The sequence below is a fragment of the Sphingomonas sp. genome (assembly GCF_035714405.1).
GTDB lineage: Bacteria > Pseudomonadota > Alphaproteobacteria > Sphingomonadales > Sphingomonadaceae > Sphingomonas.
This window is the reverse complement of sequence record NZ_DASTMA010000001.1, coordinates 1-14,914: the sequence shown is the minus strand read 5'-3', so window position 1 is coordinate 14,914 and position 14,914 is coordinate 1. Positions and strand designations below refer to the sequence as shown.

14 protein-coding genes are annotated in these 14,914 nt (G+C 68.2%); 7 read left to right on the top strand and 7 right to left on the bottom strand.

Translation table 11 applies throughout. The annotated features are described in order from the left end of the window. Positions 1-58: 58 nt before the first annotated feature. Positions 59-1,213: a radical SAM family heme chaperone HemW gene (gene hemW, locus VFQ64_RS00070; RefSeq protein WP_325101252.1), complete on the bottom strand. Its 1,155-nt coding sequence runs from the start codon at positions 1,211-1,213 to the stop codon at positions 59-61. 12 nt (positions 1,214-1,225) lie between these two features. Between hemW and VFQ64_RS00065 the strand changes: the two genes are divergently transcribed. The 3 genes from VFQ64_RS00065 to VFQ64_RS00055 all read left to right on the top strand — a co-directional run bounded on the left by VFQ64_RS00065 (position 1,226) and on the right by VFQ64_RS00055 (position 3,425). Then, entirely contained in the window at positions 1,226-1,789 is a 564-nt protein-coding gene (locus VFQ64_RS00065; protein ID WP_414712840.1) for a CAP domain-containing protein, read from the top strand. A gap of 74 nt (positions 1,790-1,863) precedes the next feature. Further along, positions 1,864-2,523: a DUF969 domain-containing protein gene (locus VFQ64_RS00060; RefSeq protein ID WP_325101250.1), complete on the top strand. Its 660-nt coding sequence runs from the start codon at positions 1,864-1,866 to the stop codon at positions 2,521-2,523. Further along, positions 2,520-3,425 carry a DUF979 domain-containing protein gene (locus tag VFQ64_RS00055; RefSeq protein WP_325101249.1) on the top strand — a complete coding sequence of 302 codons (906 nt, stop codon included), beginning with the start codon at positions 2,520-2,522 and terminating at the stop codon, positions 3,423-3,425. The genes VFQ64_RS00060 and VFQ64_RS00055 overlap by 4 nt, the downstream gene beginning before the upstream one ends. A 212-nt stretch (positions 3,426-3,637) precedes the next feature. Here VFQ64_RS00055 and VFQ64_RS00050 read toward each other — a convergent pair whose 3' ends face one another. The 6 genes from VFQ64_RS00050 to VFQ64_RS00025 form a co-directional block, all read right to left on the bottom strand. Next, positions 3,638-4,798: an alpha-hydroxy-acid oxidizing protein gene (locus tag VFQ64_RS00050; protein WP_325101248.1), complete on the bottom strand. Its 1,161-nt coding sequence runs from the start codon at positions 4,796-4,798 to the stop codon at positions 3,638-3,640. Between the two features lie 260 nt (positions 4,799-5,058). Then, positions 5,059-5,994 carry a DUF808 domain-containing protein gene (locus VFQ64_RS00045; RefSeq protein ID WP_325101247.1) on the bottom strand — a complete coding sequence of 312 codons (936 nt, stop codon included), beginning with the start codon at positions 5,992-5,994 and terminating at the stop codon, positions 5,059-5,061. Positions 5,995-6,270: 276 nt separating this feature from the next. Beyond that, the gene (locus tag VFQ64_RS00040) at positions 6,271-6,939 is read right to left on the bottom strand and encodes a L,D-transpeptidase family protein (RefSeq protein ID WP_325101246.1); all 669 of its coding nucleotides are present in this window, start codon (positions 6,937-6,939) and stop codon (positions 6,271-6,273) included. 88 nt (positions 6,940-7,027) lie between these two features. After that, positions 7,028-7,987 carry an aldo/keto reductase gene (locus VFQ64_RS00035; protein WP_325101245.1) on the bottom strand — a complete coding sequence of 320 codons (960 nt, stop codon included), beginning with the start codon at positions 7,985-7,987 and terminating at the stop codon, positions 7,028-7,030. A gap of 2 nt (positions 7,988-7,989) precedes the next feature. Next, positions 7,990-8,178 carry a hypothetical protein gene (locus tag VFQ64_RS00030; protein WP_325101244.1) on the bottom strand — a complete coding sequence of 63 codons (189 nt, stop codon included), beginning with the start codon at positions 8,176-8,178 and terminating at the stop codon, positions 7,990-7,992. 7 nt (positions 8,179-8,185) lie between these two features. Then, on the bottom strand, positions 8,186-8,506 hold the full coding sequence (locus tag VFQ64_RS00025) for a hypothetical protein (protein ID WP_325101243.1): 321 nt from the start codon (positions 8,504-8,506) through the stop codon (positions 8,186-8,188). A 152-nt stretch (positions 8,507-8,658) separates the two neighbouring features. On the opposite strand from VFQ64_RS00025, the gene VFQ64_RS00020 reads away from it, so the two are divergent. From VFQ64_RS00020 to VFQ64_RS00005, 4 genes are all read left to right on the top strand, one after another. After that, positions 8,659-9,630: a metalloregulator ArsR/SmtB family transcription factor gene (locus VFQ64_RS00020; protein WP_325101242.1), complete on the top strand. Its 972-nt coding sequence runs from the start codon at positions 8,659-8,661 to the stop codon at positions 9,628-9,630. After that, positions 9,627-10,568 carry a methylenetetrahydrofolate reductase [NAD(P)H] gene (metF, locus tag VFQ64_RS00015; protein ID WP_325101241.1) on the top strand — a complete coding sequence of 314 codons (942 nt, stop codon included), beginning with the start codon at positions 9,627-9,629 and terminating at the stop codon, positions 10,566-10,568. The genes VFQ64_RS00020 and metF overlap by 4 nt, the downstream gene beginning before the upstream one ends. A gap of 154 nt (positions 10,569-10,722) precedes the next feature. Next, positions 10,723-11,769: a homocysteine S-methyltransferase family protein gene (locus tag VFQ64_RS00010; protein ID WP_325101240.1), complete on the top strand. Its 1,047-nt coding sequence runs from the start codon at positions 10,723-10,725 to the stop codon at positions 11,767-11,769. A 159-nt stretch (positions 11,770-11,928) separates the two neighbouring features. After that, positions 11,929-14,691: a vitamin B12 dependent-methionine synthase activation domain-containing protein gene (locus VFQ64_RS00005; RefSeq protein ID WP_325101239.1), complete on the top strand. Its 2,763-nt coding sequence runs from the start codon at positions 11,929-11,931 to the stop codon at positions 14,689-14,691. Positions 14,692-14,914: the final 223 nt, after the last annotated feature.

Below are 14,914 nucleotides of genomic sequence, written 5' to 3'. Positions count from 1 at the left end.
GCGCGTTCCGCGCCTCCCTCTCTCGCCCGGCGGGAGAGGGAATGGTGAGTTACGGACGTCATGCCGCCACCCGGTCCTTCACCACCAGCGGCAGGATCGCGTCGAGGAGCAGCGCGCCCGCTTCGGTGACGCGTAATCGCTGGGCTTCGCGGGCGACGAAGCCCTGACCCTCCAGCCGCACAACCGCCGCATCGTCGATCGGTGCCGTTCCGCCGGCCAGCTGGGCGATGCGCGTCAGATCGACGCCTTCGCGCAACCGCAGGCCCATCAAGAGCGCTTCGGTGGCGCGGGTGTGTGGGTCCAACGGTTCTTCCAGTTCGATGCCGTGGCCGTTGCGTGCGACCGCGGCAAGCCAGTTCTCGGGCTTGCGGCGGCGCTGGGTGGCAAGCCCGCCGCGGCGGCCGTGCGCGCCCGGACCGATGCCGGCGTAATCGCGGTAGCGCCAATACGCCAGGTTGTGGCGGCTCTCCGCCCCCGGCCGCGCGTGGTTGGACGTCTCATAGGCGGGAAGTCCGGCGGCGGCGGTGGTGGCGCGGGTCGCCTCGAACAGATCGGCGGCGGCATCGCCGTCGGGGATGGTCAGCCGCCCGGCGGCGGCGTCGGTGGCGAAGCGGGTGCCGGGTTCGATCGTGAGTTGATAGAGGGACAGATGCTCGGTGCCGCGCGCCAGCGCCTGCTCCAGTTCGTGGCTCCAGGCGGCGAGCGTCTGGCCCGGCAGCGCATAGATCAGATCGAAGCTGACGCGCGCGAACACCGCCTGCGCGACGTCGAGCGCCGCCAGCCCCTCGGCCACGCTATGGGCGCGGCCCAGAAATTGCAGCGCCGCATCGGCGAGCGATTGCAGGCCGAGCGACGCGCGGTTCACCCCCGCCGCCGCAAGATCGGCGAAGCGGGCGGCCTCGACCGACGACGGATTGGCCTCCAGCGTGATCTCGATACCGTCATCGAACCCCCAATGCCGCTCCGCTGCACTCAGGATCGCGGCGACCGTGGCGGGCGGCATCAGCGAGGGGGTGCCGCCGCCGAAGAACACCGAACCCAGCCGACGGCTGGGCAGTTCGCGCGCTTCGTGCGCCAGATCGGCGAGCAGGGCGGCTGCCCATGCCTGCTGATCCACCTCGGCGCGGACGTGGCTGTTGAAGTCGCAATAGGGGCATTTGGAGACGCAGAACGGCCAATGGACGTAGAGCGCCAGCAGGTTGTCGGACGGCATGATGCCGCCGATATGGCGTGGATGAGGATCAAGCGCCACCCGGTAGCCGCCTTGTTGCTGTCTGCCTGCGCCGCTGAGGGACCGGAGCGGGTGGTCGAACGCCGTACCTCGTCCGCGCCCGCCGATCGCGGCGCGGCCCTGTTGCGATCGGCGATGGTCGAGGGCCATGCGCGTGAACGCTCGAGCGCAGGGGTGGCGCCGCTGGCGTGGGACGATGCGCTGGCCGCCGATGCGCTGGTCTATGCCAAGGAGATGGCGCACACTGGGCGCTTCGAACATGCCGAACAACCGCACGACATCGGGCGGCAGGGCGAGAATCTGTGGACCGGCACGCGTGGCGCCTATGCCTATGCCGAGATGTTCGGGCATTGGGCGGCGGAGAAGCGGGACTTCGTCAACGGCGTCACCCCGGCGTTCAGCCGCACGGGGCGGTGGCAGGACGTGTCGCATTATACCCAGATCGTCTGGCGCACGTCCACGCGCTTGGGCTGCGCCTTGGCCAGCAACGCGACCGACGATTATGTGGTGTGCCGCTATTCTCCCACCGGCAACGTTGTCGGTAAGCGGACCTTGTAGCGATTGCGCCCGTGACAGAGGACTGAGTCCGCGCGCATACCGGCCCCGATGGTGCACGCTGCGATTCCCGGCCGATGATGGTGCTCGCCGGGATCGGGGTGATCGTGCTCGGCTTCCTCCTGCGCTTCAATCCGATGCTGGTGATCGCGGTGTCGGCCGCCGTGACCGGACTTGCGGCGGGCATCGACCCGCTGGCGGTGCTGGCGGCGTTCGGCAAGGCGTTCAACGACACGCGTTATGTGACGATCGTCTGGATCGTCCTGCCGCTGATCGGCCTGCTCGAACGCTTCGGCCTGCGCGACCGGGCGCGTGACCTGATTGCCGGTGGCGGGCGGGTGACGGCGGCGCGGCTGTTGGCGGGCTATCTGCTTTTCCGCCAGCTGACCGCCGCGCTGGGCCTGACCTCGATCGCGGGGCATCCGCAGACCGTCCGGCCGCTGCTGGCGCCGATGGCCGAGGCGGCGGCCGAGCGTCAGGCCGGCGGCCTCGACGATGCGCAGCGCGAGCGCATCCGCGCGCTCGCCGCGGCGACCGACAATGTCGGGCTGTTCTTCGGGGAGGATATCTTTCTGGCGATCGGTTCGATCCTGCTGATGAAGGGCTTGCTCGACCAGGCGGGAATCGTCCTCCAGCCGCTCGATTATTCGGTCTGGGCGATCCCGACCGCGGTTGCGGCGTTCGCGATCCACGGCGCGCGGTTGTGGCGGCTCGACCGGAGACTGTCGCGGCGATGATCGGGCTGCAATTCATCTACACCGTCGCCGGCGTGATGTTCGCTTTGTATGCGCTGGTCAGCTTGTACGATCGCCGACCCGCCAATGGCGCGTTCTGGGCGTTGCTGGCGCTCAGCTTTCTGGCCGGAGATCGGATTGCCGACGTGGGCAACGGCGTGCTGGTGCTGGCGCTGGTGGCGCTCGCCGCTTCCGGCGCGATGCGCGGTGGGCGAGCCGGAACGGACGAGCGGCCACGGGGGCGGGCGATCTTCCTGCCGATGCTGATCGTGCCCGCGGTCGCGCTGATCGGTGCGCTGGCGTTTCGCGGACCCAATGCGCTGGTCGATCCGAAGAACGCGACGTTGGTGTCGCTGGTCGCCGGCGCGCTGATCGCACTGGCGGTCACCTGCGCCTGGCTGCGGCCCGCCCCGTCGACGCCGGTGCGCGAGGGCCTGCGGCTGATGGATTCGATCGGATGGGCCGCGATCCTGCCGCAGATGCTCGCCAGCCTGGGTGCGATCTTTACGCTGGCGGGGGTGGGGCAGGTGGTCGGCGGGCTGGTCGATCATGCGATCCCGGCGGGCAGCATCATCGGCGCCGTAGCGGTCTATGCGGTGGGGATGGCGCTGTTCACGATGGTGATCGGCAATGCCTTTGCGGCGTTCCCCGTCATGCTCGCGGCGGTCGGGCTGCCGCTGCTCATCCGGCGTTATGGCGGCGACCCGGCGGCGGTGGCGGCACTGGGGATGCTGGCCGGCTTCTGCGGGACGCTGATGACGCCAATGGCGGCGAACTTCAACATCGTGCCGGCGGTGCTGCTGGACCTCAGCGACCGCAACGGGGTGATCCGCGCCCAGATCGCGACCGCGCTACCGCTGCTGGCGGTCAATATCGCGATACTCTATTGGTTCGGGTTCGGCTGATCGCAGGCTGTTCAGCTCACCGCGATGATCGGGATGATGATGGTCGCCCAGCATGCAGCCGAGATCGGCGCCGCGACGAGCAAGCCACGGATAAACCTTGCGCCCTTGGTCATCTCGCTCTCCCGGCTGTGGGCCTGACGACCCTCCAATTTCCGATTAACTTAAATGTATCGAAAGTGTAAAGGTTCCGTAAACCAAGTTCTTGCCGCCACCTACCGCCGGGTCGCGCCGGCGGTGCGGACGGCGGCGAGATCGGGGTAGCCGTTGACCGCCATCATCAGATCCGCCTCCGCCAGGATGCAGCGCAGGACGTGCGCGCAGCCCGCGGCGCCGTCGAGCGCCAAGCCGTAGATATAGGGGCGGCCGACACCGACCGCGCGCGCGCCGAGCGCCAGCGCCTTCACGACGTCGCTTCCCGAACGCACCCCGGAGTCGAACAGGACGGGCACGACGCCCGACGCAGCGACGACGCCGGGCAGCATGTCGATCGCGGCGATCCCGCCGTTCGCCTGACGCCCGCCGTGGTTCGAGCAATAGATGGCGTCCGCGCCGCCGTCGATCGCTCGGCGGGCGTCGTCGGGGTGGCAGATGCCCTTCAGCACGATCGGCAGTGTCGTCAGCGATCGGAGCCAGGGCAGGTCGTCCCACGTCAGCACCTTGCCGAAGGTGGCCGCCCATTGCCGGACCGCGGCGGCGGGGTCTTCCGCGACGGGCCGGGCCAGCATCCGCGCGAACACGGGGTCGCAGAAATAATTGGTCAGCACATGGCCGCGCAGCTGCGGGAAGTTGGCGACGTTCAGGTCACGCGGGCGCCAGCCGGTGACCCAGGTGTCGAGCGTGACGACGATCGCCTTGTAGCCGGCGGCCTCCGCCCGCGCGACAATGCTGGCGGCGAGATCGCGGTCGCGCGGCGTGTAGAGCTGGAAGAAGCCGGGGGTGTCACCCATCGCCCCCGCCACCGTTTCGAGCGGGTCGTTCGACAGGGTGGAGGCCATCAGCGGCACGCCGGTCTCTGCCGCGGCGCGTGCGGCGGCAAGATCGCCGTGGCCGTCCTGCGTCGCCAGCCCGGTGACCCCGATCGGCGCCATGAACAGGGGCGTGGGATAGCGAGTGCCGAGCAGTTCGATCGACAGGTCGCGGGTGGTGCAATCGACCATCATCCGCGGCACCATGCCCCAGCGCTGGAAGGCATCGGCATTTTCCCTTTGCGTGAACTCGTCGCCGCAGCCGCCCTGGACGTAGCCGAGCACCGAGGGCGGCATCGCGGCGGCGGCGCGTGCCTCCAGCGTCGCGAAATCGACCGGCAGCTTGGGCATCACCCCGCTCAGCCCGGCGCCGTAGATCGCGTGCTGGTAATCGCCGTAATGCGCCACGCTTCGCTCTCCCTTTTCGCCTTGCCTAGAACGAGATGACATCGGGTGGAACCTCCCCTCCCCTTCAGGAGTGCCGGGTGAACCGCGCCCCGCGCGGGTCGGTCAGGCCGGGAGCCTGACCGACCCGGCACTGGGCCGGGGGTGGGGCGCTTCCTCAGGCGCATCGCGGGAGGAGAGGCCCCACCCCAGCCCTCCCCTGAAGGGGAGGGAGGAGAAGGTGATCGACCTCAAGTCATCATGCTCCACCGCTTCCGCCGGCGTCAGTGTCCCTTGCGAGGGATGAGGTGGAGAACGCCTGCCACGATCGAACCCGCGACCAGGCCGACCACGCCCGCCCCGGCGGCCATCACCAGCCATGAGAGGAACCCGCCCGCCACGGGCCATGCATGGGCCGCGACCTCGCCCGCGTGTTCGAGTGCGTGCTGGGGTGCGGCCAGGCCGTAATGTTCGAGGCCGTGGAGCAGGATGCCGCCGCCGACCCAGATCATCGCCGCGGTGCCGACGATCGTCAGGGTCTTCATGACCGGCGGCATCGCCTTTACCATGCCGCGCCCGAGCGCGCGCACGCCCGCGTTCGAGCGTTCGGCGAGGTTCAGGCCGATGTCGTCGACCTTCACGATCAGCGCGACCACGCCGTAGACGCCGACGGTGATGCCGAGCGCCACGAGCGCCAGGACGATCGCCTGATTGAGGATCGGCTGTGTCGCGACATCGGCCAGGGCGATCGCCATGATCTCTGCGGACAGGATGAAATCGGTGCGAACCGCGCCCGAAACCTTCTCCTTTTCCAGCGCAACGGCGTCGATGGGGGCGGCTTCCTCGACCGTGGCGTGGTGGCTGCCGAACAGCGCCTCGATCACCTTTTCGGCGCCTTCGAAGCACAGATACGTGCCGCCGAGCATCAGCAACGGGGTGAGCAGCCAGGGCGCGAAGGCACTCATCGCCAGCCCTGCGGGAAGCAGGATCAGCACCTTGTTGCGGATCGAGCCGAGCGCGATCTTGGCGATGATCGGCAGTTCGCGCGCCGGGCTGAGGCCGGTGACATAGCGCGGCGTGACGGCGGCATCGTCGATGACGACGCCCACCGCCTTGCTGCCGGCCTTGCCCGCGGCGGCGCCGATGTCGTCGAGCGAGGCGGCGGCGAGCTTTGCGATGCCCGCCACGTCATCGAGCAGCGCGACCAATCCTGAAGGCATGTACGTCTCCTCTTGCCCTGTCCTTTTGGGCGCCGTCCTTTGGGGCGAAATCCTCCTGATCGAACGCCCGGCGGCGATCAATGGCCCGCGCGTGCGAATCACTGGGATCGGGCGGGTGCGCGATCGGAACCGGACAATCCGGACACTACGTCGCGCGCGAAAACACCTCCGGCACGCGCCAGGCGAGCGGGAGCCGCGGCGGGCGTGCGGGATCGGGCGGGGAGCGGCGTCCATGAGCGCGGTTCAAAGCAGATCCGCGGCGTGTAGGACAGGCGTTCAGGCGGCGGTGATCGGTCTGCCGATGGCGAGGCGTTCGCCGTTGGTGACGATGACCTTGTCGCCGAGCCGGGTGGCGCGGAACAGCCGGCGCGCGAAATCGACGGGAACGCCGACGCAGCCGTGGGTCATCAGCCCGGCCTCCATCTCGCTGCCGTGGATCGAGATGCCGTCGTTGGTGAGGCGCATCATATAGGGCATCGGCGCGTCGTAGAGATTGGAGACGTGGTCCGCATCCTTCTGCGTCACCGGAAAGATGCCGAGCGGGGTGGGTTTGTCATCGCCGCCATAGAGGATCGCGGCGGTGCCGATCTCATAGCCGCCGCGGAAGATCGAGAGCACCTGGGCATCCAGATCGACGGTGATGACGATGGCGCCGGGAGGCACGCCGGCCTCGTCCCAATAGGTGTCGCCGATCTTCATCACGCCGGGAACGTCGAGGATGCGGCGGACAACGTAGGGGGAGGGGGACGCGGCCGGGGGAGTAGTCGGGGCGGGGGCCTGGGCCGTTCGCGGCGGCGGGGCGAGGCGCGGTACTGCCTTGATGCGAAGGGCTTTGGGTGAGGGCGGGGCGAGGGGCGCGCGGTGCGCGGCGATGGCGACCATCCCCGCTGCTGCGGCGGGGAGGAGCAGGCCCAGGGTCGCCAGGATCGTCTTGGAGGAGGCCATGCGCGTCGTGTTGCACGCGTTGGGGCGCGGATGCCAGTGGCGCAAATGGCACGTACCGGGGTGGGACGGGCGGTGCGTGCGTCAACCTTTACGCGCCGGCGGCGTCCAGTCGGTCGCGCTGGTCGCGGGTCAGTTCCAGGGTCAGCGCGCGGAGCAGGTCCGCGACCTGCGCCGCGCTGGTGGCGCTGGCGATCGGAGCGGTGACGCCGGGTTGCGCGATGAGCCAGGCCAGCGCGATCTGGGCCAGCGTCGCGCCGGTTTCCGCCGCGACGCCGTCCATCGCGTCGAGCATCGCCCGGCCGCGACCTTCGAGCAAGCCCGCCATCCGGCCGCCGCGCACGCTCTTGGAGAAGTCCTGCGCGTCGCGATACTTGCCGGTGAGGAAGCCCGAGGCGAGGCCGTAATAGGGGACGACGCCGATGTTTTCGGTGACGCAATAATCCTGCAACTCGCCTTCGAACTTGTGGCGGCTGACGAGGTTATATTCGGGCTGGAGGACGTGATAGCGCGGCAGGCCGGCCGCCAAAGCGGCTTCGTTGGCGGATTTCAGGCGCGCGGCGGAGAAATTCGATGCGCCGACGACGCGGACTTTGCCCGCATCGACCAGCTTGCCGAACGCCTCCGATACGGCTTCCTGCGGCACCGAATCGTCGTCCTGGTGCGCGAAATATAGGTCGATGCGGTCCGTGCCGAGACGCTGGAGCGACGCTTCGCAGGCGGCGGCGATGCGCGCGGGGGCGAGCTTCTCGCCACCTTCGCCCGGCAGCATGCCGACCTTGGTGGCGATCAGTACCTGGTCGCGCTTGCCCGAGGTGCGCAGCCATTCGCCGATCATCGTCTCCGATTCGCCGCCACGGTGGCCCGGCACCCAGGCGGAATAAACGTCGGCGGTGTCGATCATCGCGCCGCCTGCCGTGCTCGCGCCCTCGACGAAGGCGTCGAGGACGGCGAAACCGGCTTGGCGATCCGCGGTCCAGCCGAAGACGTTGCCGCCGAGTACCAGCGGGGCGACGCGGAGATCGGTGGAACCCAGGCGGCGGCCGGTCATGCTTATCGGGCCTCAGCAGGTTGGGATTGCGTCAACGCGTTCGCGTCCATGCTGTTCGCATCGAGCATCGCGGCGGCCTGATTCAGCTGCTGCGCCTCGTCGGCGGTGACGCCGCCGGGCTGGTCGGGTTCGGCCGAACAGGCGGCCAGCAGGAGCGCCGCGCCCGCGAAAAGGATGGCGGCGCTCCTCATTCCCAGGTCAGTCGCGGATCGCGTTGCCGGCGCTCTGCAGCGCTTCGCCGGTGGCATCGGCCGCGCGATCGGCTCCGTTGGCGATCGACTGGCCGGCGCGATCGGCGCCCGCTTCGGCATCGGCACCGGCATTGTCCATTGCGGCGCCGGCGCGGTCGAGCGAGCGATCAGTCGCCGCATCGACATCGCCCACGGCGTTGTCGGTGGTCGCTGCGGTATCGGCGGCGATCGCGTTGCCGGCTTCGGCAGTCTCGTTCTGCGCATTCTGCGAGCAGCCGGCGATGCCGAGGGCGGCAGCGGCGAGGACGGGCAGGAGGATGATCTTCATGCAATTGGCTCCCTGATGGATAAGCGTCATCGTAAATTTGGACCCCGAATGATGGCGCCGATGCGCACGAACGATCCTGACCGCATCGGGATCCATGTCGCGCCATAGATGCGATTGACCGCATATAAAGATATCTTTATATCTGATACCCGATGACGCTCCCGCTCGACATCTTCCGCGCGCTTGCCGACGCGACCCGCCTGCGCATCCTGCAGCTGTTGCGGTCGATGGAATTGTCGGTCGGCGAACTGGCGCAGGTGCTGGGGCAGAGCCAGCCGCGGGTGAGCCGGCATGTGAAAATCCTGTGCGATGCCGGGCTGGCCGAGCGGCGCAAGGAGGGCAGCTGGGTCTTCGTGGCGCTGGGCCGGGCGCAGGCGGTGGCGCCGGTGGCCGCGGCGCTGGACGCGTGGGCGCAGGCCGAGCCGGATCATTGGGTGGTCGCGGACGCGGCGCGGCTGGCAGCGGTGCGCGCGGATCGGGCGGCGAGTGCCGCCGCCTGGTTCGAAAACCATGCCGACGAATGGGACGCGATCCGTGCGCTGCACGTCGCCGACGACGCGGTCGAGGCGGCGATGGCGGCGATGCTGGGCGACGAGCATGTCGGCACGCTGATCGACATCGGCACCGGCACCGGGCGGATGCTGGAATTGTTCGCCGGCGCGGCCGAGACGGCCTTGGGAATCGACCGCAGTTCGGAGATGCTGCGGCTGGCGCGCGTAAAACTCGCCGAGCAGGGCGTCCAGAATGCCGAATTGCGGCAGGCCGATCTCTATGCCCTGCCGATGCGCGACGGGGCGGCGGATGTCGCAATCGTCCACCATGTGCTGCATTTCGCGCAGCAGCCGGGCGCCGCGATCGCCGAGGCGGCGCGGGTGCTGGGGCCGGGAGGACGGTTGCTGATCGCGGACTTCGCGAGCCACGACCGCGAGGAATTGCGGATGCGCGACGGCCATACCCGGCTGGGGTTCGACGATGCGCAGATGGCGACGTGGTTCGCCGCGGCAGGGCTGGCGCCCGGCGCAATCGAGACGTTGGCGGGCGGCACGTTGACGGTGAAATTGTGGTTGGGGCGAAAGGCGGGCGCGCGGTTGCGCGCGCTTTCAAGCAAGGCAGAAGCGGCATGACGATATCGGTTCCGCAATTGGAAGAGGCCAGGCGCGCGCTCGACGGACCGCTCTATGCGGACGTCGCGGGCGACATGGATATCAGCTTCGAATTCTTCCCGCCCAAGACCGAGCGGATGGAGACGCAGCTGTGGGAAGCGGTGCGCGCGCTGGAGCCGCTGGGACCGCGCTTCGTCTCGGTGACCTATGGCGCGGGGGGGACGACGCGCGAGCGGACGCACGCCACGGTCGCACGCATCCAGCGCGAGACCAGCCTGGCGGCGGCGGCGCATCTGACCTGCGTCGAGGCGACCAGGGCGGAGATCGACGAGGTCGCGCAGGAATATTGGGCGGCGGGCGTGCGCCACATCGTCGCGCTGCGCGGCGATCCGCCGCAGCAGGGCGCCAGGTTCACGTCGCATCCGGGCGGTTACGAGAATGCCGCGGCGCTGGTCGCGGGGCTGAAGCGGCTGCATCCGTTCGAGGTGTCGGTCGCCGCCTATCCCGAATGCCATCCCGATTCGGCCGACGACCGCGTCGATCTGGACAATCTGAAGGCCAAGCTGGACGCGGGCGCCAGCCGGGCGATCACCCAGTTCTTCCACGAGCCGGAGACGTTCTTCCGTTACCGCGACAAGGTGGCGGCGGCGGGGATCGCCGCGGAGATCGTGCCCGGGATCATGCCGGTGACCAATTTCGCCAGCGTCGTGCGGATGAGCGCGCTGTGCGGGACGCAGGTGCCGGCGTGGATGGCGCGGCTGTTCGAGGGGCTGGACGATCATCCCGCCGCGCGCCAGCTGATCGCCGCCACGCTGGCCGCCGAATTGTGCCGCAAGCTGTATGCAGGCGGCGTGCGGCAGTTCCATTTCTACACGCTCAACCGGGCCGAACTGGCCTATGCGATCAGCCATCTGCTCGGCGTGCGCGCCAGGCCGGTGGCGCAGGTGGCGGCGGCTTGATTTTCGATCCTCCCCGCTGGCGGGGAGGGGGACCAGCGAAGCTGGTGGAGGGGGTTCTCCACCGGCGATACCCTGTGCGGAGAACCCCCGCCACCCCACGGCGTTGCCGAGCGGTCCCCCTCCCCGCGAGCGGGGAGGATCGAAGGTAGTAGAGATGAGTCCACGCCAATCATTCCAAGCCCAGGCCGCTACCCGCGTACTCATCACCGATGGCGCGTTCGGGACGGAGATCCAGAACTGGAAACTGGCGGAGGCGGATTATGCCGGCGATCTGGGGCTGAGCCATGACCAGAAGGGCAATAACGACATATTGGTGCTGACCAAGCCGGAGGTCATCGAATCGATCCACCGCGCCTATTTCGAGGCGGGGGCGGATATCGCCGAGACCAACACCTTTTCGGCCAATGTCATCAGCCAGGCCGATTACGGCGCCGAGCATCTGGTGCGCGCCATCAATGTCGAGAGCGCGAAGCTGGCGCGGCGGCTGGCGGACGAATTCCAGGCGCGCGATGGGCGCCCGCGCTTCGTCGCGGGGGCGATCGGGCCGACCAACAAGACGCTGTCGCTCAGCCCCGACGTCAACGATCCGGGCTATCGCGAGATCGACTTCGATTATCTGAAGGGCGTGTACCGCGAACAGATCGACGCGCTGCTGGACGGCGGGGTCGATTTCATCCTGATCGAGACGGTGTTCGACACGCTGAACGCCAAGGCCGGGGTGATGGCGGCAATCGAGGCGGGGATCGCGCTGGGCCGCGACGTGCCGGTCATGCTGTCGATGACGCTGACCGATCTGTCGGGGCGCAACCTGTCGGGGCATACGGTCGAGGCGTTCTGGCATGCGGTGCGCCATGCCCGGCCGCTGACGATCGGGCTGAACTGCTCGTTCGGCGCCGAGCAGTTGCGCCCGCATGTAAAGGTGTTGAGCGAGATCTGCGACACGCTCATCATGGTCTATCCCAATGCGGGGCTGCCCAACGAACTGGGCGAATATGACGAGATGCCGGCGACCACCGCCGGGCTGGTCGGCGAATGGGCGGATGCGGGGCAGGTGAACGTGCTCGGCGGCTGCTGCGGATCGACCCCGGCGCATATCAAGGCGATGGCCGAGCGGGTGAAGGGGGTCGCGCCGCGCAAGGTGCCGGTGGCCGCGGTGCGGACCCGGCTGGCCGGGCTGGAGCCGTTCACGATGGCGGCCTGATTTTCAGTCCTCCCCGCGGCGCGGGGAGGGGGACCGCGCCCGCAGGGCGTGGTGGAGGGGCAGCCGCAGGCGGCCCCCCTCGCGATTGCCCCTCCACCACCCGGCAAGTGCCGGGCGGTCCCCCTCCCCGAGCAGGCTCGGGGAGGACTAGGAAGAAGAATGACGACAAACTCCTCCACCAACTTCGTCAACATCGGCGAACGCACCAACGTCACCGGCTCCGCTGCGTTCAAGAAGCTCGTGATGGCGGGGGATTACACGCGGGCGGTCGAGGTCGCGCGGCAGCAGGTCGAGAATGGCGCGCAGATCGTCGACGTCAACATGGACGAAGGGCTGCTCGACGCGCATCACGCGATGACGACCTTCCTCAAGCTGATCGCCGCCGAACCCGATATCGCGCGCGTGCCGATCATGATCGACAGTTCGAAATGGAGCGTGATCGAGGCCGGGCTGAAATGCGTCAGCGGCAAGCCGATCGTCAATTCGATCAGCATGAAGGAGGGCGAGGAGGCGTTCCTCGCCTCCGCCCGGCTGTGCATGGCTTATGGCGCCGCGGTGGTCGTCATGGCGTTCGACGAAGTGGGCCAGGCCGATACGCAAGCGCGCAAGGTCGAGATCTGTTCGCGCGCCTATGACCTGCTGATGGGGATCGGCTTTCCGCCCGAGGACATCATCTTCGATCCCAACATCTTCGCGGTCGCCACGGGGATCGAGGAGCATAACAATTATGCGGTCAATTTCATCGAGGCGTGCAAGCAGATCAAGCAGCGCTGCCCGCACGTTCATATCTCGGGCGGGCTGTCGAACCTCAGCTTCAGCTTTCGCGGCAACGAGCCGGTGCGCCGGGCGATGCATTCGGTGTTCTTGTACCATGCGATCCCCGCCGGGCTGGACATGGCGATCGTCAACGCCGGGCAGCTCGACGTCTATGACCTGATCGACCCCGAACTCAGGACGGCGTGCGAAGACGTGGTGCTCAACCGCGATCCGGAAGCCGGCGATCGGCTGGTGGCGCTCGCCGAACGCTATCGCGGCACCGACGTGGTGGCGGAGAAGGCGGCGGCGGAGTGGCGCGGACTGCCGGTCACCAAGCGGCTCGAATATGCGCTGGTCAAGGGCATCGACGCGCATGTCGTCGACGATACCGAGGAATGCCGCCAGCTGTTCGCCGATGCCGGGGGGCGGCCGATCGAGGTGATCGAGGGGCCGCTGATGGACGGCATGAACGTCGTCGGCGACCTGTTCGGATCGGGCAAGATGTTCCTGCCGCAAGTGGTGAAGTCGGCGCGGGTGATGAAGAAGGCCGTCGCCCATCTGCTGCCCTTCATCGAAGCGTCGAAGGAGCCGGGCGCCAAGGGCAAGGGCAAGATCGTGATGGCGACCGTCAAGGGCGACGTCCACGATATCGGCAAGAACATCGTCGGCGTGGTGCTCCAGTGCAACGGCTTCGACGTGGTCGATCTGGGCGTGATGGTGCCGTGGTCGAAGATCCTGGCGGCGGCGCAGGAGAGTGATGCCGACATGATCGGGCTGAGCGGCCTCATCACGCCCTCGCTGGACGAAATGGTGACGGTGGGCGAGGAGATGCAGCGGGCGGGGATGACGATGCCGCTGCTGATCGGCGGCGCCACGACCTCCAAGGTCCACACCGCGCTGCGGATCGCGCCTGCCTATAAGGGGCCGGTGGTCCATGTGCTCGATGCGTCGCGCGCGGTTGGCGTAGCGACGACGCTGGTCAGCGACACCGGGCGCGACGCCTATGTCGCGGGGATCGCCGCGGATTACGAGGCGGTGCGGGTGGCGCGAGAGGGGCGGGGGCAGAACGACCTGCTGCCGCTGGCCACCGCGCGCGAACGCGGGTTCGTGGCGGACATGGCGTTGAAGGCGACGCCGGTCGCCAAGCCCGGCGTGCACGTGTTTGACGATTGGGATCTGGCCGACCTGCGCCAATATATCGACTGGACGCCGTTCTTCCGCGCGTGGGAACTGGCGGGTAATTTCCCGGCGATCCTGAACGACGCGGTCGTCGGCGAGAGCGCTACCGGGTTGTATGCGGATGCGCAGGCGATGCTGGACACGATCGTCGCGGAGAAATGGCTGACCGCACGGGGAGTGGCGGGGCTTTGGCCGTGCCGGCGTGACGGCGACGATGTGGTTCTAAAGCCCCTCCCCTTCAGGGGAGGGGTCGGGGGTGGGGCCTCTTCACAGGCTTCATCGCTCGTGGACAGGCCCCACCCCAACCCAGCATCGGGTGAACAGCGCCCCGCGCTGTTCAGGTCATCGCGGGGCTATGACCGACCCGACGCTCCTGACGGGGAGGGGCTAGACGAGATCAGGCTCCCCTTCCTGCGCCAGCAGATCGCCAAGCGCGAGGGGCGCGCCAATATGTGCCTGGCCGATTTCGTCGATCCGGCGGGCGACTGGATCGGCGGCTTCGCGGTCGCCATCCACGGCATCGACCCGCATATCGCGCGTTTCAAGGCGGGGCACGACGATTACAACGATATCCTGCTGAAGGCGCTGGCCGACCGGCTTGCGGAGGCGTTCGCCGAGGCGCTGCACGCGCATGTCCGCCGCGACCTGTGGGGCTATGCGCCGGACGAGCAGCTGACCAACGAGGCGCTGGTCCGCGAGCAATATCGCGGCATACGTCCGGCGCCGGGCTATCCCGCCTGCCCCGAACATTCGCTGAAACGCACCTTGTTCGACCTGCTTGGGGCCGAGGATGCGGTGGGGCTGGAACTGACCGAGAGTTTCGCGATGCTGCCGACCGCGGCGGTGAGCGGTTTCTACTTCGGCCATGCGCAGGCGGAGTATTTCGGGGTGGCGCGGATCGGGGCGGATCAGGTGGCGGACTATGCCACCCGGCGCGGGGTGGATGCGAAGCAGGCGGAACGCTGGTTGCGGCCGAATCTGGATTGAGGTTGGGGGGGCGTACCGGCGCCTTCGTCATCCCGGACCAGTCCGGTGTGACGGACCTAGAGCGTGATGACGTCACCTTTATCCGTTCGTGCTGAGTAGAGACCGAGTAGCCGCGCAAGCGGCGTATCGAGGACTCGTATCGAAGCACCGTTGGTACGCGAGCCACCTGTCCTTCGATACGCCCTCTCGACACGCTGCTGCGCAGCTACTCGATGGCTACTCA